This window comes from Deinococcus sp., assembly GCF_018260405.1.
In the GTDB taxonomy this organism is placed as follows: Bacteria; Deinococcota; Deinococci; order Deinococcales; family Deinococcaceae; genus Deinococcus.
On the sequence record NZ_JAGLBG010000148.1, the window covers coordinates 1 to 3,713 of the forward strand.

Here is a 3,713-nt window from a genome sequence, read left to right on the forward strand (position 1 = left end):
CGAAACGAAGCGCTTCAAAGCCGCGATGGACACCGCTTATCTGGAAAAACTAATCACCTGACTTTGCGGTTGCCCTGCCCAAACCCGGCACATTGCGCTTCGTTCATCAAATAGTGTGAAACACTGAACCCATGTCCCAGCGTCTGCTGTCCCTGCTGACCGACCTGCCCCAGTCGGGCAAACGTCTGGGTGCGGCGCTGGGCGTGGGGCGGGTCACGGTAAATACGCTGGCCCACAAACTGACCGCGCAGGGTGTGCCGCTGGTGATTACGCGCGGTGGCTACGCCCTGGAACCCGGCACCCCTGCCCCGCAGCTGGTGGAGCCACTGCTTGCTGGGGGCGGCGGGTTCGGGCGGGCCATGCGTTACCTGGGAACTGTGGACAGCACCCAAGACGAGGTGCGCCGCTGGGCCGACGAACCGGGCCACCCCGCCCCACACGGCGCAGTGGTGGTCGCCGAGCAGCAGAGCCAGGGCCGGGGCCGCCGCGGACGGGTCTGGGACACCACACACGGCACGCTGGTCTTCAGTGTGCTGCTGCGCGGTGCCGGTGATGGTGCCCACGCTGGTGGCGCCCAGGCAGGCCCGCTGGCGCTCGGCAGACTGGCGCTGCTGCCACTGGCAGCGGGTGTGGCCGTGTATGACGCCTGTGCAGCGGCGGGCACGGGGACGACACCACCCATTGCCATTGGGCTGAAATGGCCTAACGACCTGCTGAGCACCGATGGCCGCAAACTGGCCGGAATTCTGCTGGAAGCCGACCTGCGCGGCGAGGAAGCGCGGCGGGCGATCTTGGGCATAGGGCTGAACGTAGCCAGCGCCCCGCCCGGCGCAGCGCACCTGCGCGAGTTCCGGCCCAGCGTGACCCGCGCGGCGGTGCTGGCCGCATTACTGGCGGCCCTGGAACACTGGCTGGCCCAGCCTGCCGAGGCGGTTTTGTCTGCCTGGAAAGAGCGTAGCCTGACCCTGGGGCAGCGGGTCGAGGTCGGCACCCCACGCGGCCCGGTCACTGGCATCGCCCGCGACCTCGACGCGCAGGGCAGTCTGCTGGTCGAGGCTCCGGACGGCGTCATTCACACGGTTTATGCCGGGGACGTGCAGCTGGTCGGGTGGCTTCAGCCTGCCGGGGCCAGCGGCGGGCCTGCCTCCTGAAACTGGGGCTGGCCGCCTTGCTGCTGACCTCTGCGGGGGCGCTCTTTTTGCTAGACCGTCATCAACGTGTCAGTCAGGAGCGGCACAATCGGGCTATGCCTCTCCTCGCTTCTCTGATTGTGACCGCCGTACTGACGGGCGGAAGTGCGCCGACCATGCAGCCGCCCGTAACGTTACCGGTTAAGGCACTGAAATCCGGCAACTGGCAGATCACCGCCCTGACCTTGCGCGGCGAGAACATCCCGGTGCCGACAGGCTCGCAGCTGACCCTGACCACCCGGCCTGGCGGCAAGGTGCAGCTGACCGGGCAGGCCGGCTGTAACCACCTCAGCGCCGCCGGACAGCGGAGCGGCGAACGGCTGACCTTCAGCGGTCTGGCCGCTACCCGGATGCTCTGCGACGACATGACCGCCGAGAACGCCCTGGCCGAGCTGTTCACGCAGCCGTTCAGGGTAAAAGCGGGCGGCGTAGTCTGGGAAAATGCGCTGGGTACGGTTATTTTGCAGTATCAGCCGGTCAAGCCTGTTCCGCAGCGGCCCTAGAGCCTGTCAGTGTAGCGGGCTAACTTTCTATGGAAAATATGCAAATAACATAGCAAAGGCGTCGCAGATGAGTGTAGGAAGGGCACACGCTGCCTGAACGGGAACCCTACAAGAGCGACCTAGACGATGAAACCTACCTCTTCATCCTTCCCTATCTCCTTCTAGCCCCCGAAGACGCCCACCAGCGCGCCCTAGCCCTACCCTAATCGCTGACCAGGGCTACACCGGGGAACAAGCGCAGACTGATGCTGCCCTGAACGATGTGGAACTTTTTGTGGTGAAACGCCCGATTGGAGCGACTGGTTTTGTGCTGCTTCCAATGCGTTGGATTGTCGAGCGAACATTTGCTTGGACAGCCCGTTTTCGCCGTCTATCACGCGATTTGGGGAGACTACAAAGCAGTCTCCCCAGGTTCCAATGGCTCGCAGCATCTGTTACGCTATTACAGAAATTGCAACCAATACTTAGCTTGCTACGCTGACAGGCTCTGGTCACGTGGGCCTTATACCAATCCTCAGAAATACGGTGTCATAAAAGCCTGCCGAACGCTGAACGCTTAAACGCTAAAATATCGCAGCCAGACGAGATTTTTTAGCCCTTAGACCCCTAGACCCTTAGGCCACCAAATGACAAGTTATTTATGGCGTTTGGTATTACTCAGGGGAATTGAGGCCAGGACAATTCAGGCTGTAGCGGGTTGACCCTTACTCGGCGGCGGCCAGTTCGGGCGCGGTCGCGGTCGCGGGCACGGCGGCCAGCGGTGCGGGGGCGTTACCAGCGCGGATCACCTGCGTGACCTTCTGGCGAATTTCCTGCTCCAGTTCGGGGCGCTCGGCAATATAGGCGATGGCCTTTTCCTTGCCCTGGCCGATGCGTTCGTCGCCGTAGCTGTAAAAGCTGCCCGACTTTTTCACAATGTCCATGTCAGCGGCGAGACCTACCAGGTCGCTGAGCTGGTCGAAGCCCTTGCCGTACACCAGCGCGAGTTCGACTTCTTTGAAGGGCGCGGCCACCTTGTTCTTGACCGTCTTGACTTTTACGGTGTTCGCCACGGCGTCGTTGCCGATTTTGGTGGGCTGGCCGATCTTCCGCACGTCGAGGCGCACGCTAGCGTAGAACTTCAGGGCGCGGCCCCCAGTAGTGGTTTCGGGGTTGCCGTACATCACTCCGATTTTTTCGCGCACCTGATTGATAAAGATGGCGGCGGTGCCGGTTTTGCTCAGGATGGCGGTCAGCTTACGCAGCGCCTGCGACATCAGGCGGGCCTGCAACCCAGGCAGGCTGTCGCCCATGTCGCCCTCGATTTCGGCGCGGGGGGTCAGCGCGGCGACCGAGTCGATCACGACTACGTCGATGGCCCCGGAGCGCACCAGCAGTTCCATAATTTCCAGCGCCTGCTCCCCGTTGTCGGGCTGCGACACCAGCAGCTCGTCGGTGTTCACGCCCAGGGCGCGGGCATACACCGGGTCCAGGGCGTGCTCGGCGTCGATAAAGGCCGCCGTACCGCCCGCTTTCTGTGCCTGCGCGACAATCGCCAGCGCCAGCGTGGTCTTGCCGCCCGACTCGGGGCCGTAGATTTCGGTCACGCGGCCACGCGGAATGCCGCCCACGCCCAGCGCGAGGTCCAGGCTCAGGCTGCCGGTGCTAATCACCTGCACGTCCAGCTTGCTCTCTGCGCCTAGCTTCATGATCGAGCCTTTGCCAAACGCCTTCTCGATCTGGCTCATGGCCGTCTCGATGGCTTTGGCCCGCTCCTTGGCGTCGGTGGGGGCGGCGGTAATTTCTTTGCTGTCTTTATCTCTGCTCATGGCTGCTCCTGGCCGGTGTCCTGTACGGTATCCGGCATGGTGTCGGTTGCGGGGTGCACGGTCTCGGATTCGGAAGGGGGAAGGGGGAGGGCGGACTGGGAAACGTCTGCGGGCGGCTGGGCCAGAAAACGGAAGGTGCTCTGGATTTCGTAGATGGGGCCGGTCTTTTGCAGGTGGCTGCGGTACAGCGCCGCGCCCGTGGCCGTCCAGCC

General features: G+C 63.4%; 3 protein-coding genes and 2 pseudogenes. 3 read left to right on the forward strand and 2 right to left on the reverse strand.

All coding sequences use genetic code 11. The annotated features are described in order from the left end of the window. The first annotated feature begins 131 nt into the window (after positions 1-131). The 3 genes and pseudogenes from QZ269_RS12310 to QZ269_RS12320 all read left to right on the forward strand — a co-directional run bounded on the left by QZ269_RS12310 (position 132) and on the right by QZ269_RS12320 (position 2,174). Positions 132-1,151, forward strand: coding sequence for a biotin--[acetyl-CoA-carboxylase] ligase (locus QZ269_RS12310; protein WP_291427001.1), 1,020 nt, complete (start codon positions 132-134; stop codon positions 1,149-1,151). Positions 1,152-1,246: 95 nt separating this feature from the next. Further along, the gene (locus QZ269_RS12315; RefSeq protein WP_291427002.1) at positions 1,247-1,693 is read left to right on the forward strand and encodes an META domain-containing protein; all 447 of its coding nucleotides are present in this window, start codon (positions 1,247-1,249) and stop codon (positions 1,691-1,693) included. 89 nt (positions 1,694-1,782) lie between these two features. Further along, positions 1,783-2,174: pseudogene (locus QZ269_RS12320) on the forward strand (transposase). Positions 2,175-2,397: 223 nt separating this feature from the next. Here the strand turns inward: QZ269_RS12320 and recA are convergent. Then, the gene (recA, locus tag QZ269_RS12325) at positions 2,398-3,501 is read right to left on the reverse strand and encodes a recombinase RecA (protein ID WP_291427003.1); all 1,104 of its coding nucleotides are present in this window, start codon (positions 3,499-3,501) and stop codon (positions 2,398-2,400) included. After that, a pseudogene (locus tag QZ269_RS12330) lies at positions 3,498-3,713 on the reverse strand (hypothetical protein); the annotation flags it as partial. The gene recA and the pseudogene QZ269_RS12330, both read right to left, overlap by 4 nt.